Annotated in this window: 20 protein-coding genes; 5 read left to right on the top strand and 15 right to left on the bottom strand. The window is 60.1% G+C overall.

Annotated elements, in window-relative coordinates; translation table 11 throughout:
* Positions 1-2 precede the first annotated feature (2 nt).
* Genes ACJO2E_RS14805 through ACJO2E_RS14785 form a run of 5 tightly spaced genes read left to right on the top strand, consistent with a single transcriptional unit; the run spans position 3 to position 5,705 of the window.
* Positions 3-896, top strand: a complete 894-nt coding sequence (locus ACJO2E_RS14805) for an ABC transporter permease (RefSeq protein WP_406964839.1) — start codon at positions 3-5, stop codon at positions 894-896.
* 11 nt (positions 897-907) lie between these two features.
* Positions 908-2,596, top strand: a complete 1,689-nt coding sequence (locus ACJO2E_RS14800) for a dipeptide ABC transporter ATP-binding protein (protein ID WP_406964837.1) — start codon at positions 908-910, stop codon at positions 2,594-2,596.
* Positions 2,593-3,303 (top strand): GntR family transcriptional regulator, encoded by a 711-nt coding sequence (locus ACJO2E_RS14795; protein WP_406964835.1) that lies wholly within the window; start codon positions 2,593-2,595, stop codon positions 3,301-3,303. Before ACJO2E_RS14800 ends, ACJO2E_RS14795 begins: the two co-directional genes overlap by 4 nt.
* A complete protein-coding gene (locus ACJO2E_RS14790; protein WP_406964834.1) occupies positions 3,300-4,871 on the top strand; it encodes a gamma-glutamyltransferase family protein in 1,572 nt (523 codons plus the stop codon). The genes ACJO2E_RS14795 and ACJO2E_RS14790 overlap by 4 nt, the downstream gene beginning before the upstream one ends.
* A gap of 42 nt (positions 4,872-4,913) precedes the next feature.
* Positions 4,914-5,705 (top strand): sulfite exporter TauE/SafE family protein, encoded by a 792-nt coding sequence (locus tag ACJO2E_RS14785; protein ID WP_406964833.1) that lies wholly within the window; start codon positions 4,914-4,916, stop codon positions 5,703-5,705.
* A gap of 9 nt (positions 5,706-5,714) precedes the next feature.
* Here the strand turns inward: ACJO2E_RS14785 and ACJO2E_RS14780 are convergent, their stop codons facing one another.
* The 15 genes from ACJO2E_RS14780 to ACJO2E_RS14710 all read right to left on the bottom strand — a co-directional run bounded on the left by ACJO2E_RS14780 (position 5,715) and on the right by ACJO2E_RS14710 (position 16,084).
* Positions 5,715-6,911 (bottom strand): WD40 repeat domain-containing protein, encoded by a 1,197-nt coding sequence (locus ACJO2E_RS14780; protein ID WP_406964832.1) that lies wholly within the window; start codon positions 6,909-6,911, stop codon positions 5,715-5,717.
* Positions 6,908-7,834, bottom strand: coding sequence for a hypothetical protein (locus ACJO2E_RS14775; protein WP_406964831.1), 927 nt, complete (start codon positions 7,832-7,834; stop codon positions 6,908-6,910). The genes ACJO2E_RS14780 and ACJO2E_RS14775 overlap by 4 nt, the downstream gene beginning before the upstream one ends.
* Positions 7,835-8,077: 243 nt before the next feature.
* Positions 8,078-8,581, bottom strand: coding sequence for a hypothetical protein (locus ACJO2E_RS14770; RefSeq protein ID WP_406964830.1), 504 nt, complete (start codon positions 8,579-8,581; stop codon positions 8,078-8,080).
* 39 nt (positions 8,582-8,620) lie between these two features.
* Positions 8,621-8,929 carry a hypothetical protein gene (locus ACJO2E_RS14765; RefSeq protein ID WP_406964829.1) on the bottom strand — a complete coding sequence of 103 codons (309 nt, stop codon included), beginning with the start codon at positions 8,927-8,929 and terminating at the stop codon, positions 8,621-8,623.
* A 43-nt stretch (positions 8,930-8,972) separates the two neighbouring features.
* Positions 8,973-9,512 (bottom strand): pyridoxamine 5'-phosphate oxidase family protein, encoded by a 540-nt coding sequence (locus ACJO2E_RS14760; protein ID WP_406964828.1) that lies wholly within the window; start codon positions 9,510-9,512, stop codon positions 8,973-8,975.
* 57 nt (positions 9,513-9,569) lie between these two features.
* The gene (locus ACJO2E_RS14755) at positions 9,570-10,202 is read right to left on the bottom strand and encodes a SagB/ThcOx family dehydrogenase (RefSeq protein WP_406964827.1); all 633 of its coding nucleotides are present in this window, start codon (positions 10,200-10,202) and stop codon (positions 9,570-9,572) included.
* A gap of 90 nt (positions 10,203-10,292) precedes the next feature.
* The gene (locus ACJO2E_RS14750; protein WP_406964825.1) at positions 10,293-10,919 is read right to left on the bottom strand and encodes an FMN-binding negative transcriptional regulator; all 627 of its coding nucleotides are present in this window, start codon (positions 10,917-10,919) and stop codon (positions 10,293-10,295) included.
* A gap of 52 nt (positions 10,920-10,971) precedes the next feature.
* Positions 10,972-11,436, bottom strand: coding sequence for a GNAT family N-acetyltransferase (locus ACJO2E_RS14745; RefSeq protein WP_406964824.1), 465 nt, complete (start codon positions 11,434-11,436; stop codon positions 10,972-10,974).
* 54 nt (positions 11,437-11,490) lie between these two features.
* On the bottom strand, positions 11,491-12,126 hold the full coding sequence (locus ACJO2E_RS14740) for a LysE family translocator (protein WP_406964823.1): 636 nt from the start codon (positions 12,124-12,126) through the stop codon (positions 11,491-11,493).
* 59 nt (positions 12,127-12,185) lie between these two features.
* Positions 12,186-12,467: a putative quinol monooxygenase gene (locus tag ACJO2E_RS14735; RefSeq protein ID WP_406964821.1), complete on the bottom strand. Its 282-nt coding sequence runs from the start codon at positions 12,465-12,467 to the stop codon at positions 12,186-12,188.
* Positions 12,468-12,515: 48 nt separating this feature from the next.
* Positions 12,516-12,764: a DUF1272 domain-containing protein gene (locus ACJO2E_RS14730; protein ID WP_406964820.1), complete on the bottom strand. Its 249-nt coding sequence runs from the start codon at positions 12,762-12,764 to the stop codon at positions 12,516-12,518.
* An 18-nt stretch (positions 12,765-12,782) separates the two neighbouring features.
* Positions 12,783-13,073: a YkgJ family cysteine cluster protein gene (locus ACJO2E_RS14725; protein WP_406964819.1), complete on the bottom strand. Its 291-nt coding sequence runs from the start codon at positions 13,071-13,073 to the stop codon at positions 12,783-12,785.
* A 108-nt stretch (positions 13,074-13,181) separates the two neighbouring features.
* Positions 13,182-13,928, bottom strand: a complete 747-nt coding sequence (locus tag ACJO2E_RS14720; protein WP_406964818.1) for an ABC transporter permease — start codon at positions 13,926-13,928, stop codon at positions 13,182-13,184.
* Positions 13,928-14,875 carry an ABC transporter ATP-binding protein gene (locus ACJO2E_RS14715; RefSeq protein WP_406964816.1) on the bottom strand — a complete coding sequence of 316 codons (948 nt, stop codon included), beginning with the start codon at positions 14,873-14,875 and terminating at the stop codon, positions 13,928-13,930. The genes ACJO2E_RS14720 and ACJO2E_RS14715 overlap by 1 nt, the downstream gene beginning before the upstream one ends.
* A gap of 21 nt (positions 14,876-14,896) precedes the next feature.
* Positions 14,897-16,084: an ABC transporter permease gene (locus ACJO2E_RS14710; protein ID WP_406964815.1), complete on the bottom strand. Its 1,188-nt coding sequence runs from the start codon at positions 16,082-16,084 to the stop codon at positions 14,897-14,899.
* Position 16,085 lies beyond the last annotated feature (1 nt).

Below are 16,085 nucleotides of genomic sequence, written 5' to 3'. Positions count from 1 at the left end.
GCATGACCAGTATGACCACTCCCGCCTCCCCGAAACTGGAAGGTTCGCCCCGCATCAGCTACTGGCAGCACCTGCGCCATGTGATGTCGGAAAATCCGGTCACCGGGCTGGCCTTCGGCCTGTTCGCGTTGTTCATCGGCATGGCCCTGTTCGGGCCCTACCTGGTGCCCTACGATCCGTTGAATACTGGTGTCGGCCCGGCGCTGCAGGCGCCAAGCACCACGCACTGGTTCGGTACCGACCAGCTTGGGCGCGATGTCTTCTCCCGGGTGGTGGTCGCCACCCGACTGGATCTGCTGATTTCGGTATCGGCGGTGGCCATCTCCTTTGTGCTGGGCTCCATCATGGGCTCGTTCGCCGGCTACTTCGGTGGCTGGACCGATCGTATTACCGGCCGGGTGGTGGACACCATCATGGCGTTCCCGCTGTTCGTGCTGGCCATGGGCATTGTGGCGGCGGCGGGCAACACCGTGGAGAACATTGTCTACGCTACCGCCATCATCAACCTGCCCTTCTACGCCCGCATGGCCAGGGCGGAGGTGAGCATCCGCCGTAACGCAGGGTTTGTGCAGGCAGCGCGGCTGTCCGGTAACTCCGAGTTGCGGGTGTTGTTCGGCCATATCTTCCCCAACACGCTGCCGCCGATGATGGTGCAGATCTCCCTGAATATGGGGTGGGCCATCCTCAATGCTGCCGGCCTGTCCTTCATCGGTCTGGGCGTGCAACCGCCGGCCCCGGAGTGGGGCATCATGGTGGCCGAGGGTGCCAACTTCATTATCTCTGGCGAGTGGTGGCTGGTGATCTTCCCGGGCATGGCCCTGATGCTGGCGGTGTTTACCTTCAACCTGATCGGCGATGGCCTGCGGGATCTGGTGGATCCCCAGCGCCGCACCTGAGGATCCCGGCTATGAGACATACTTCAACCATACCGCTGCTGGATATCCGGCACCTGAGTGTGGACTTCGTGACCCGCAAGGGCACGGTCCGCGCCATCGACGACATCTCCGTGGCGGTGGACAAGGGCGAGACCCTGGGCATCGTCGGCGAGTCCGGTTCAGGCAAGTCCGTCACTTCCTATGCCGTGATGCGGATCCTCGACCGGGCCGGACGCATCGCCGGCGGCAGCATCACCTATGGCGGTATTCCGCTGCACAAGGCCCGGGAAAAGGACATGCGGGACATCCGTGGCCGCGAGATATCGATGATTTTCCAGAACCCCCGCGCCGCCCTGAACCCGATCCGCCGTATCGGCCAGCAGGTGGCGGATGTGCTGATGGAGCACAACCAGGCCTCCCGGGGTAATGCCCGGCAAAAGGCTATCGAGATGCTCCAGGCGGTGAAAATCCGTGATCCGGAGCAGCGCTACAACGCCTACCCCTTCGAGCTGTCCGGCGGCATGTGCCAGCGGGTGGTGATCGCCATCGCCCTGGCCTGCCGGCCCCGGTTGCTGATCGCCGACGAGCCCACCACCGGCCTGGATGTGACCACTCAGAAGGCGGTGATGGACCTGATTGTCGAGCTCACCCGTGAGTACGACATGTCCACCATCCTGATCACCCATGACCTGGGGCTGGCGGCGGCCTATTGCGACCGACTGGTGGTGATGCAGACGGGCAAGGTGATCGAGGCCAACGGCTCGGCGGAACTGTTCCACAGTCCCCGCCAGGACTACACCCGGCAGTTGCTGCAGGCGACGCCCCACCGGGATTCCCTCGTGCGCGACCTGTTGCCGCCGGCGATGAAGGCCCAGGCCATGCCCTTACCAGAGGAGCGCGCCACGGTTGAGCCGATACTCACCGTTAGCAATCTGCGCAAACAGTTTGGCAAGTCCGGTGCCGAAGGCAGCCACCTGGCGGTAGAGGATCTGTCGTTCCAGATTCGTGAAGGCGAGAGCCTGGGCCTGGTGGGGGAGAGTGGCTGTGGCAAGTCCACCACCTCCGCCATGATCATGCGACTGCTGGATACCAGCGGCGGAACCATTGAATTCCTGGGTGAGGATATCGCGCCGGTACGGGCCTCGAAATTCGCCTCACACCGCCTGCGGGGCAAGCTGCAGATGGTGTTCCAGGACCCCACCGACAGCTTGAATCCCCGTTGGAGCGCGGCCCAGTCCATTGGCGACCCCATCCGTCGGCTCACGCCGGAGGTCAGTCGTAAGGACCGGGAACAGCGGGTGTTTGAGATCGCCGGGCTGGTTGGCCTGCCATTGCACCTGCTTGACCGATTTCCCCACCAGCTCTCCGGCGGCCAGAAAGCCCGCGTCGGCATTGCCCGGGCCATTGCCCTGGAACCCAAGCTGCTGATCCTGGATGAGCCCACTGCCGCCCTGGATGTTTCCGTGCAGGCAGTGGTGCTCAACCTGCTGGAGGATCTGAAACACCGCCTGGGTATGAGCTACCTGTTTATCAGCCACGATCTCAACGTGGTGCGCCTGCTGTGTGACCGTATCATGGTGATGCAGAACGGTGTGGTGGTAGAGGAAGGCGAAGCCGGCCAACTGCTGGACGCCCCCGCCACCGATTACACCCGTACCCTGCTGGCGGCGATTCCCCACCCACCGGAAACCACCCCGGTAGCTGAGGAAGGCATGCTATGACCCGGCTTCCCCTGCAACCGGAGCGTGCCGGCAAGGGCACCGTGGTGGACAGCATTGTCCAGACCCTGGCGGACGACATCATCAGTGGTCGCCTGACCCCAGGCACCAAACTGGATGCCCAGGCCATGGCCCAGCGGTTCGGCGTGTCCCGCACCCCCATCCGGGAAACCTTCGGCCACCTGGCGGCCATGGGCCTGGTCACCCACCGCCCCAACCGGGGTGTGATTGTCGCCACCCTGTCACCCGGTGCCCTCAGCGATCTCTATGAAGCCATGGCGGAACTGGAGGCGGCGCTGGCCCGGCTGGCGGCTCTGCGCATGAACAGCGATCAACGCCAGGCCCTGCTCGAACTGCACCAGGAGTCCGTACACCTGGTACGGGACGGCACTGCCGACGACTATGCCCGTTACAATCAGCGTTTCCACGCCCTGATTTTTGAAGGCGCCCAGAGCAGTCAGCTCCAGCAGTTGGCGGAAGCCACCCGGCACCGGCTGGCTCCATTCCGCCGGGCCCAGTTCCGCCTCACCAACCGGGTCAGTAAATCCTGGGAGGAACACGACGCCATTGTCCGCGCCATCCTGGCCGGTGACGCCGACGGCGTGGCACGCCTGATGCGCCTGCATGTGCAGACCGTTAGTGCCATGTCCGCGGAGTTCGTTGCCGAGCACCAGCCGCCTCACGAACAGGGGAGAACGTCTACCTCATGAAGGCCGAATCCCACAAAGGAGTCATCTGCACCCCGGATGCCCGCGCCACCGAGGCCGGTATGGAAGTCCTCAAGGCCGGTGGCACCGCCATCGACGCCGCCACCGCAGCCGGAGCGGTGCTGTCCGTGGTATGTCCCCATATGACCGGACTGGGTGGTGATGCCCTGTGGTTGCTGAGTGACGGCAGGCAGGTGGATACCTTGCTGGGGCTGGGGCAGGCCGGACGTCGCCTGCCGGATGCCGGCGCGATCGCCATGCGCGGTCCCGCCTCGGCAGCCACCACCGCTGGCGCCCTCCGCGGCTGGTCCATGGCTCATGAATGGAGTGTTCACCGCTGGGGCTCGGCCCTGACCTGGCCGGATCTGCTGGAACCGGCTATCGCCCTGGCCCGGGACGGTTACGGGGTGTCGGCGTCCCAGGTGTTCTGGCAGGACCAGCGCCGGGATCTGATCCGAGACCTGCCGGACCTGACGGCGCTGTGTTGTGGTGCAGACGGCGAGCTGCTGTCCGAAGGCACCAACGTCACCCGTCCTGAACTGGCTACCACCCTGGAACATCTGGCCCGGGTCGGACTGACGGACTTCTATGAGGGTGAGCTGGCCACCGCGCTGGCAGAGGGTTTTGCCCGACTCGGTAACGGCCTTACAAGGGATGATCTGGTGGCCACCCAGTCCTGGCATAGCGAGCCCCTGAGCATCCGCTATCGGCAGGGAACGCTGTTCAATTTCCCGCCGCCGAGCCAGGGCCTGTATACCCTCAGCGCACTCAATGCCCTGAATCATGTGGACATGGCGGCACTGGAAAATGGTGGCGCCGACTATTTCCATTACCTGGTGGAAGCCATCAAGGCACAGCTCAAGGAACGCAACCGCAAGCTGTGCGACCCTGCCGGCGGCACACTGGATACCTGGCGCCTGCTCAGCCGCGAGCGGGCAGCAGCCAACTATGCGGCTATTGATCCTGAGGTGGCCGTGCCCTGGCAGGAACAAGGCAGACCCGCCGATACCGTCTGGCTGGCGGCCAGCGATGCCAATGGCCGCACCGCCTGTTTGATGCAGAGCCTGTTCCACGATTTCGGCTCTGGCTGCATGGTCGGCGACACCGGCATTCTCTGGCTTAACCGGGCCGCCGGCTTCAACCCGGCCCCGGCCCACGCCAACGCCTGGGCTCCGGGGAAGCGACCGGCCCACACCATGAATCCTTCGGCTTACCTCGCCGATGATGGCCGGCAATTCTATTTCGGCACCCAGGGTGGCGACGGCCAGCCCCAGACCCAGATGGTGCTGGCCACCCAACTGGTGGACTACCGGCAGTCCATCGACCGCGCACTGAAGGCGCCCCGATTCCTGCAGGGGCGCAGTTTCTTCGGCAGCAGCGAGAACCTGAAGCTGGAGCGGAATATCCCACCCGCTGTCGGCGAGGCGCTCGTGCAAAAGGGCCACGATATTGAATGGATTCCCGAACTCAGCCCCTTCACCGGCCTGGCCGGCGCCATTGCGGTACACTTGGACGGTTGCCGGGAAGCCATGCACGACCCCCGGGGCGAAGGCACCGCCCTGGGTCAGTAAATACTCACTCTGTACCAATCACAACCAATACAAGGACACACCATGGACATGATCATCGCCTGCTCCACCCTGGGAATCGTCGCCGGCATACTGGCCGGCATGCTGGGGATCGGCGGCGGCGTCGTCATCGTACCAGCCCTGGTGCTGATACTCTCCGCCCAGGGCTTCCCGTCAGAATTCATCGTGATCACCGCAGTGGCCACGTCCCTGTGCACCATCATCTTTACTTCGGTCTCGGCTGCCCGGGCCCAGATCAAGCGCAAAGCGGTGGACTGGACCATCTTCCGGCTGTGGGCGCCCACGGTGGTGGTGGGCAGCTTCCTCAGCGGCTTTATCGCCGCTCGCCTGCCAGCGGCGGTGCTGGAGATCGGGATTGCGGTGTTCCTGCTGGTGATCTCAGTGATCATGCTCAGTCGCTGGGTACCAGACCCCGCCCGCACCATGCCCGGCAAGGCCGGCACCACCGGCCTGGGTCTGTTCAGCGGCGTGCTCTCCGGCCTCGCCGGCATCGGCGGCGGCAATGTCATGGTGCCACTGATGGTGTTCTTCAATGTGCCCATGCAACGCGCGGTGGCCACCTCCAGCACCCTGGGCTTCCCGCTGGCGGTGGTGGGTACCCTGGGTTACGTCATCTCCGGCTGGGGCCAGTCCCCGGCGGACTGGTCCCTGGGCTATGTCTACCTGCCGGCGGTGGCACTGATTGCCCTGTTCACGGTCCTGCTCGCCCCGGTGGGCGTGGCCCTGAGCCACAAGATCCCGGCGCCGACGCTGAAGCGGTGCTTTGGCGGATTGCTGTTGCTGGTGGCGGGGCGGATGTTGGTTAATGCGCTGTGAGGCCGGGCCTTACGGTAATTCGTAGATCCAGACAGGTCGAACGGCGCTCTCCGGATTATCGGGATCCTGGTCCAGGACTATGGCAACGAAGCCGTTGTGGCTGACACGAACACTGTCCCGGTGATGGATGGGCACCTCTGCTTCAGCATGTAGCATAGCTTTCTCGATGCCCCATACTTGCAGCCCCTGACGGGATGCAATAACTAACCGGTTGTCCGTCAGAAAAAGCCCCAGTACTGGATCCGGTATGACAATCTCCTGCACCATTTCAAACGGGTCGAGATTATAAAGACGCACTTTCTCGTCCCAGGCGAGGGCGAACAAGGGCTTTTCCGGATGCATTGCCGTGGCGCGCTTCTGGCCTTCTGAACCAAATGAGCGGGGGCATTGATCAACCTCCTCAATACCCGGAAGTTTCCAGACTTTGCACCGAAAGTCGTCACCCTGTGCAACAACGTAGCCGTCATCGGCAGTCAGTAGAAGCCTGGGTGCTTCAAGATCAGACTCCCATTGCAGAAGTTCGTCCAGAACCGGGTTATGCAGGGCTATGGCCCCGTCCATGCTTGTGGAAAGAACGGCGCCCTCGTCAGTCATCAGGTTGATACCGAAACGGGGGTAGAACTGAGCCGAATAGCTTTCCTGCGTTTTCCAGTTGACAACAGATCTGGACGCCGAGGTGAACAGGTACTGCCCACGGCCATGGGTAACCCCACCGATCGACAGGCGAGCCAGTTCCTTTTGAGGGTCAACGCTGAACACTTGCACATAGCTAGCGGCGATATCGGATGGTCGTTGCGATTCAGATCCTGCTGACTCAACGAAATACAGCCCCGAACCAAGGAACCCACCTGTGCTTATCATTTCACCGGTATTTCCGGCGGGAATGTCACGATGAATGAGTTCACCAGTCGTTACATCGTACAGCTCAAGCCAGTTTACAAAGCTATAGGACTCGCCCTGTGGCTGCCGTGTTCCAAGGATGCTAAGTAGATAATGACCGTTATCAGATATATCAAACGCATGCAGGCCAGGACCGAGGCCATCATCTTCCAACGTCTCGGGAACGTTCAGTTCAATAGCTCGTACCGGTTGGAGCATTTCCCTATCGGTGGATGCTGATGTTTCAGCACTGACGACGCCTTCAGTCTGGTAGGAGCAGGCTGTGAGCAGGAAAACTATTCCTGAAGCAATACTGGCGACCTTCATTGCTGCTGCCTTTCGGGAAATGCGCTGATAAAACCGTAGTAGTACCGTAGAAAATGCGTAGGCGTCAGGTTGTGGATACGGTCATTGATCGGTATGCCCTGGGGTGCCCCCCAGGAAGCAACGCTGAAGTCCAGTCTGCAATCCATCGGATCAGACGGATGTACGTTTTCCGAGAATGGTGCCGTGCAGTTGTCCAGATCCATTTTTGTACGCTGTACGATCCAATGGTCCGGTGTTGGAGCGATGGTTTTGGGTGTGCCCTTGTCAAACTTGTTGATTGCCAGCTCTCCCCCTACCCGGGTCAGGATTGCCGCCCGAATAAACAGGCACACATAATGATCTTTGAGGAACTTCTGGTTTGCATTAAGCAGGTTGTTTAACGAGGGGTTGGTTACAAGCGACGAATGATCTTCACAGTTGGTAAACAGACCTGACCCCTGAAACCAATCCATCATGGCGCCAGGGAAAGTAATGCCTGACACGTTGGATCCGGGATTGCGCATGCGAAACCAGGCGTTTGTAGAGTCCCTTAATCCGGCGAGAGTGACCCAATCCAAGGCTGGTATCGATATTCCCCCGAGGCCGATGCTATCCGTGGCATTTCGGCAGGCCGAACTCGGGGTAACGAGGAGTTGTCCAATCTTTGAGTTGCCTTCAAGAGCCAGTTCGAGCGCGTATCTCTCGTATACCCTGGGAAACGATTTTGCCACACAGTACATAAAAGCTGCGGGGCCACAGAGAGGTGCATTGCCCTGTCGAACGGTTTCCGGGTTTTGCAGGCGTGCGTCCAATGTACGGAGATAACTTCTTCCTGAAGAGATGCAAGAGAATGCGAAATCGCGAGCTGGAAGACGTGCAACTTTTCGTCGGAGTTCCAGATTCGTCAGCGTACTTGGTCTGGTAGCAACGGAAGGTGAGCCCATTCACGGTTCCTTGTGATAGAGGGGTTATAACGTCCTTGATTCTGACTGCTCAGTGACACAGAAAGTACGGCAGTTCGAAAGGTAACGCAATAACCTCACTGTACAATTCGATGCACAAAGTGCTTTGGCGGCTTTGCTGTGGAATGGGCTAACAACGAGATGCAAGCTTGACCGTGGAGTATGCTCCCCCTTTTCTTACGGGGCGAGGAGTCTGTTTCCAACACGCTGAGCCAGCTTCCCTATTCAGCAAGGTTGTGAGGTTTCTCCCTTTGTCTCATTGGAGGCGGTCTTGCTATCACTGCTCCCTTCTCCGGGAACGGACGTAATTTTCAGGTAATGCTTTCCGAGGAGGCCATTACCAGAGCGGAATTGCTCCTGGAGATAGCCGGCCGGGCGTCTGGACGCGACCGAAACCACGGTCACCTTGATGGCCTCGCCATCATGGAACACGATCTTGATGGTCTCTTCGCCCACGGAAAACAGTTTGGCCAGGATTCCAGGATGGTAGGGAATGACCCGATGGGCGGACTCCAGGAGTGAGCCGTCGCTATCGATCAGCGAGAGATGAAATCCTTCCTCGAACGGACAGTTGTCGGTTGTCACGACGAGCAACCGACCATCGTTCAGGCGGAAGGCCTTTTCAAGAACGATGCCCGGGAGTTGAGCGACGCAACTACCATGAGAGTCCAGCAATGCGGAATGCGTCTCTGATAGTGGGGCGACTGAAAAGTGCGGGCATTCTTCCATGGCAAGCCTCTGTCTCAGTGCTGGTCGGGTCTTAGAGGGTCATTCCGACATTACCTGATCGATATGACGGCACCAGGCGTCAGTATCCCGTGCCGGCACATCCGGCTGTCCACGAATACCGAGTCTGAACTCGACCACCGACTTCCATTCCTCCGAGCCGACATCCGGACCATGTCCATGACCGTCGCCGGTGGGTACTTGCGACTCGACAGCTTCATACCAGGCCTCGCTGCACAGTGCGGGCGAGTCCGACGCGGAACGGTCTTCACCATTGCCCACCGCACAACCGGTGGCAGAGGCGAGGAACAATCCGGCCCACAACAGGGTTCCCTTGGTTGTGTATTTCATTGGCGGATCCTTCGGATATCTGTGAGGGAGCGATAGTTCCAGTCTAGCGGATGCCCGTGGTTTTCCCATCCAGACTCAACTGGTTCTTCTCTGTCCAGTATGCCTGCAGGCCATCCTCTCCCTTTTTGCTGGCCCAGTTGGTCAGCGTGTCCCGCTCGCCCCGGAAGTCATAGTAGGGGACGCCGAATCCGCAGGAGGTCTGCACAAGTTCAATACCCAGATCAAAAACCTGGCGCGTCCCGAGATAGTCCGGAAAGTGGTCGACAAGATCGTCCCAGCCATCGTCCCTGGGGTGAATCACATCAGCCCTGCCATAGACCCTGAGAATCAGAGGCTGCTTGTCAAAGGAGCAGAACATGATCGTCATGCGACCGTTCTCCAGCACATGGGCGGCGGTTTCGTTGCCGCTGCCGGTCAGGTTCAGCCAGACAAGCCGGTTGGAGCCCAGAACCCTCAGGCTGTCCATGCCTTTTGGCGAGACGTTCACAAACCCCTCAGCGCCAGCGGACCCGACAAAGAACAGATGCTGGGCATTGATGAAATCCGTATGCTCCGGGAGCAGTTCCTCGAACTGTTTTGCCATGGTGTTACCTCCTTACTATCCTTGGCATCTGGATGGCCTTCACTGCGGATTTAAATGTCATTGCAGCTTCCCAAGGCAAAGAAGGGCCATGGGCTCCCGTTCCGGGGACAGCTTGAGTGCCTCCCTGGCCCTGGTGTCATCGAACCCCGCAACCAGAACACAGCCTAGCTCAAGGTCGGTGGCATGGAGGTGAACATTCTGGGTCAATGCGCCGGTTTCCATATAGACGTATCGCTTACCCCGTTCACCCACGGGTGGTTGGGATTCGAAGTGCCGAACCGTACCGGCCAGATCGGCGACGACACCCAGTACGGCAGCGGACTCCGCCAGCCATGGCTGATCGCCAATACCCACCGCGTTAATGATTTCATCGGATGGCAGGCCGCCAGCAATCTTTAATGAATGGCTGTCGCCAAGGTAATCATAGATTCCGGGTTCCAACCCCTCAACGCGACGGACCAGTACACGGAGTTGCAGGGGATACAGACCACCGGCGGACGGCGTTGTCCGTTTGCCGTCCGGTCGTGTCACTCCCTGTGCGGCCCAGAGTAACCGCGACAGGTGTTGAATGGGGATGGGTGAATCGGAGTATTCGCGAATGCTCCGGCGGGTTCTGGTGCACTCGACCAGTGAATGGATGCCCTGTGTATCCGGTGCCGGTAAATCCAATATCACCCTTCTAACCTCCATGTATCTGGTGTTTGCGTGGACGAAGAATCGATATCAGGTCGGATGGATCTGCCCTTTTCTTCGTGAACCCAGAGCCACACTCCGTCGTGATCAGCTTATGAACTCGGACATCGCGCGGCTATGGGCTTGGTCCTCCGTTTCAAGACCGGCTTTCACTCCCTTTCTGTTTCGCTCCGGCTGGTTCTGGCTCGCCTTCAACTTGCCGGTCAACGTCTCAATCTCGATTTCGATGCCTACAATCGCCTGAACCAGACGTTCGGTGAAATCCGAAGGGGCGTCATCCACTGCCCAGGGCTCATCCCTCTTCGACTCGTGTTGCTTTGTCAGCTGTCGAAGGTGCTGATGCAGCCATGCTGGGTCTTCGACACTCCGGGCATACCCTTCCGCATGGACAGCCAGATAGTTCCAGGTTGGTACCACCCGGCCGGTCTCTTCCTTGGTTCGGTACCACGACGGTGACACATATGCATCAGGCCCCTGGAATATCGCAAGGACTCGGGCGCCGTGTTGCAGGCGCTGCCATACCGGATTCTTCCGTGCTACATGGCACTGCAAAAGCCCAGGAGAGCCATCTTCTGTACCACTCAGGTGGAAAGGAACGTGGTTTGCCTCGATGCCTTCCCCGTCTGCGACAATCAGCAGGCCAAAACCATAGTCGCGGATATACTGGTGAAGCTGCTGGTTGCTGTCTTCTCTGAAATGTTCAGGCACGTACATTGGTTATGGCTCCTTCCTGGCCGTCAGAGGGCATTTATCTGTTGCGGTTTCATCAACCGACTCCACTAGGTAAGGCCTTTCGCATGTACACCCGATCCAGCCCCTGTTCGGTGCGGCGGTCGTATTCCTCATAACCAATCCGTGTGTACAACTCCCGGTTCTCTGACATCATTGTGTTTGTGTACAGGTAGATGGAATCGTAGCCTGCGGACCGGGCACGCTGCTCGGCGAGTTCCAGAAGCGTCCGACCGACACCCTTGCCTTGCATCCCTGGATTCACGGCAATGTTATCCAGCAAGAACCCTTCCCGGGTCTGGGCCAGAACCAGAACACCCTGGATCTCCTGGTCTACCAGGGCGACAAAGACGTCGAAGTCCCGGATGACCTTGTCATAATCCTGCATCATTGGTCCCGGCGGACGGCCAATGCGTTCCTCGTAGTGCCCATAGGCGCTCGTTACGCAGTTTTTAATGGCCTCAGCATCTGCCTCGACCGCCGCATGAATGGAAACAGCCATAGGGTGATGGTCCATGATTACGCCGGATTGGTCTACAGGTCAGCAAGCAAAGCTTTATCTGGTACTGGCCGCAAGCCGTGCTCCCAAGGCTACGAATAACGCACCGAGACTTCGATCCATCCATAGGCCCATTCGTCGATTATTCCTCAAGATCGCCCCCAGCTTCGAGCCTGCCAGAACCAGGGGTGGCTCTATGAACGCCGCCACAACGATTATCAGGCTTCCGTGCAACAGCAACTGAGCGCCAACGGGGCCGGCCCCCGCCACCACGAACTGGGGCAAGAACGCCAGGAAAAACATGGCGACTTTCGGGTTAAGGGCTGACACCAGCACGCCCTGCCAGTAGATCGATGTGATCGGAAGCTCACCATCTCCTTTACTGGAGATAAAAGAGTCACCATTCGACAGCAGCATTTTGATACCAAGCCATATCAGATACGCAGCGCCTATCCACTTCACCAGCGAGAACGCCAGCGCAGACGTCGCAAGGATCGCCGAAAGACCGACCGCCGCCATAACGACATGCAGAGCTGCGCCGGACCAGATGCCAAACATCGCCGCAAATCCGCCTCGACGTCCGCTACGCAGCGTTTGGCCCAGAATGAAAGCGATATCCGGCCCCGGGGAAAGGTTGAGGAGAACCGCTGCAGACAAAAAAGTGATCCAGTGAACGACTGTGTAATCAAACATGTTGGTGTTCCCGTCGGTCGGTACGAAGGCGCCCTTCTGTGTCCCGGATTTTATACTGCTCAGCTGCGATGACTGATTTCGTAGTGTCTCTGAACACCAGCCGCAATTCGCCCCCAGTTCGAGTTCGTTACCCGTAGTTGGTGAGCTTCAAAAGCGCCTTGGTCAAGAAATTCCTCGTAAACATGGAATACATTCGGATTCTCAGGGTCCTGATTTACGTTAAAGATCAGGCAACCTGACTCTTTCCGAGTCTGCTCAATGTGGTTTGGCAGTTCCTGGAGAACAAGATCCAGATCTCGACCTGGAACAACAATGTGTCCGCTCAGAATGACCCTGGGCATTACCAGAACCACAGTCCGCTGCCATGACTATCTTTCTGCTGCCACTGTTCAGGAATTCGCTTCACAACCGCCGGCCTTGAGAACACGTTTCGTTGAAGCCGGAAACTTTTCCATCAGCCCGGCGGGGCGAATAGGTCTAGGGACAAAGTTACCACCGCAATTCGGGCACTGATCGTTCAGAACACCGGATGCACAGGACCGGCAAAAGGTGCACTCGAAGGTGCAGATGACGGCCTCTGTGGACTCGGGCGGCAAATCCTTGTCGCAGCACTCACAGTTGGGTCTTAGTTCAAGCATTTGGCTCTCCTTGCTGACTCACATCATCTCCGCCCTTTCATCCAGGCATTCATCGGAGCCCATCTCGAACTCCCGACAGATCCAGGGGCGATTCTCATAGATGGTGCACAGGAACGTGTCCCTATCCAGGGCGGAGCACCAGCCATCCGACAGGCGCCGCATGGTCTCACCGCCCCATTCATCCCGGGCGATATGCCGCTCGGGAACGCCAGTGTCGGTAATCAGCATGACTTCCAGGCGGCAGCAACAGGCCCGGCAATTGGAGCAGGAGATTTCCGGCATGCTTACATCGTTAAGGGGAATCGTCATGAATCTACCGCCGTGCGTGCCTTCAGCTTACGAGTATCCATCTGGCCAGTCTAGCGAAGTGCCTGGGCCTTTGATTGGACACTGTAACAGTTGAACCTCGGCGGGGACTCAAGTCATGGCGGGTTGTGGCGAAAACCGACGGTCCCAGGTCCGCTCCAGTGCCTCGAACAGGCTGTCGGTGGTCAGCGCCAGCAACCCGATCAGGATCGCGCCCTGAAGTACGTAGGCGGTATTGTCATTCACCAGCCCGGCAATGACCGGATCGCCCAGTGTGCGTGCACCGATGGTGGAGCCGATGGCGGCGGTGGCTATATTGATGGTCACCGAGGTGCGGATGCCCGCCAGGATCACCCGGCCGGCCAGTGGCAGTTCCACCCGGACCAGGACCTGCATCGGCGACATGCCCATACCTTTTGCCGCCTCCCGTACCGCCGGATTGATGCCTTCCAGGCCCGCCAGGGTATTGCGCAGGATGGGCAGCAGGCCATAGAGGATCAGCGCGACCAGGATCGGTGCCTCGCCAAAGCCGAGCACGGGTACCGCCAGTGCCAGCACGGCCACCGGCGGGAAGGTCTGACCGATGGACGCCACCTGGCTGACCAGGGGCAGGAAGTCCCGACCTGAGTGGCGGGTGACGAAGATGCCGCCGGCGACGGCAGCGACAGTGCCAACGGCTGCCGAGATGGCGACCAGCATCAGGTGGTTCTGCAGCAGGAACAGGAAGCTCTCCCGGTCGTAGATCACCCGCTGTTTGCCCGGCTCCACCCAATGAAACAGCGGTTCCAGAACCGGCATGGCGGCGCTAAGCCCGCACAGCACGAGGGCGAACAGTATGGGAGGCAACCAGGCGCGCATCAGGCGCCTTCCTGAATAATGCGTTCGCGGCTGATCACACCGGTCTCCTGACCCTGTGCGTTGAACACCGCCACCTGCGGCAGGTCCTGCCAGAGCATGATGGACAGGGCCAGTCGCAGGTTGTCGTCCTCCTTGACCCCCTCGGCTCCGGTTTCCGACGACTTTGGTGAGCCATGGCGGGTCATCAGGTCGCGTACTGGCCGCAGGCTCATCAGCTTCAGGCCGCGATCCTGCTTGCCGACGAGGTTTTCCACGAACCCGGACGCGGGTCGGCGGAGGATATTCTCCGGGGTGTCGTGCTGGATAATGCGCCCCTGATCCATCACCGCAATCCGGGTGGCCAGTTTCAGGGCTTCATCGATATCGTGGGTGACGAACACGGTGGTCTTGCGGACCTGTCTCTGGATGCGCAGCATCTCCTGCTGGAGGTTCTCCCGGGTAATCGCATCCAGCGCGCCAAAGGGTTCGTCCATCAGCAGGATGTTGGGGTCTGCCGCCAGGGCCCGGGCAACGCCCACCCGCTGGGCCTGGCCGCCGGACAGTTGCTGGGGATATTTGTGGGCGTGGGTGGCCGGATCCAGGTCCAGCAGGGTCATTAGCTCATCAACCCGTGCATCGATCCGTTCCTTCGGCCACTTCAGCAACCGGGGTACCATGGCGATGTTGCGGGCCACGGTCCAGTGGGGGAACAGCCCGGTACCCTGGATAACGTACCCCATGTTCAGGCGTAACTGCTGTGGATTCATGGTGGCGATGTCCTCACCGTCCACCAGGATCTCACCGGAGGTGCGGGGCAACAGGCGGTTGATCATGCGCAGTGTGGTGGACTTGCCACAGCCGGAGCTGCCCACCAGCACGCAGACCTCACCCGTCTCGATGGTCAGGTCGATGCTATCCACCGCGACGGCATCGCCAAAGCGTCGAGTGACATTCTTCAGTTCGATCATCCGGATGTTTCCTTTTCCATATCAGGCCGTTGCCGCAGTCGGTCTGAAGCTCGCCGCCAGCATCGTCAGCAAGGCATCGACCAGCAGCGCGAGGGCAATGGTGGGCAGGGCGCCGAGCAACACCAGATCCATTGCCGCCTGCCCCAGCCCCTGGAAGATAAAGCTCCCGAACCCGCCGGCACCGATCAGGGCTGCAACCGCCGTCAGGCCGATGGCCTGGATGGTGGTGATACGCACACCCTCAATCATCACCGGCAGCGCCAGAGGCAGCTTGACCTGGAAGAACAGCTGGCGTTCCGTCATGCCCATGCCCCGGCCAGCATCCACCAGGTGCTCCGGCACGTCGGTAATCGCCACGAAGGTGTTGCGCACCATGGGCAGCAGGCTGTAGGCGATCAGTGCCAGAAGGGCCGGTGCCCAGCCGATGCCACGGATACCCAGCGATTGCAGCAGTGGGAACGCCGAGGACAGCGCGCTCAGCGGAGCAATGAGTAGCCCGAATACCGCCAGACTGGGAATGGTCTGCAGAAAGCTCACGGCCCCGAGGATGGGGCGTTGCCAGGCCGGGCTGCGGATCATCTTCAGGGCCAGCACGAAGGCCAGCCCCGCACCGATGCCCACGGCACCGAACGCCAGCGCCAGGTGCGCCCAGAGGGCCTGCGCAAACGCATCGGGCCGGGCGTTGTATTCCCGCACCAGAGACAGGCTCTCCAGACCATCGCCACTGAAAAGCACCAGCCAGCTACCCACGATCACCAACAGCAGCAGGAGTTGCCGCCACCGCCTTGCGCTCAGGCGGCCCAGGATCTCGATCAGCGTCAGGGACAGCAGGAATAGCAGGCACCAGAATCCCGCCCCGACAGAGGAGCGTGCATAGGGGCTGTCTTCGGGCAGATGGCGGGCAGCGAAGACGTCCAGCAGCAACGGCATCATCGCCAGTGACAGGGTCACCAGGGCAAGAAGGACTTCGTAACGTCGCCGTAACGGCAGGACGGAGAGCGCAATGCAGGCGGTCAGGACCAGGGTCACCAGCCCCGCACCGTTCCAGCCCACCGCCGACAGCAGCCCATGACCGGTGCCCGGGACAATACGGTTCGGCTGGATGGTGCCGAAGTCCAGAAGCCACACGAGTGCCAGCGCCAGTAGGCCGAGTGCCGGAATGACCCGGTTGGGCAACGTCCGGATTGAATCAGGCCGGGTAAAGGACAAA

The sequence above is a fragment of the Marinobacter shunpengi genome, from assembly GCF_045449695.1.
GTDB lineage: Bacteria > Pseudomonadota > Gammaproteobacteria > Pseudomonadales > Oleiphilaceae > Marinobacter.
Note: the sequence above shows the minus strand (reverse complement) of the source record. Positions and strands in the feature narration are given on the sequence as shown.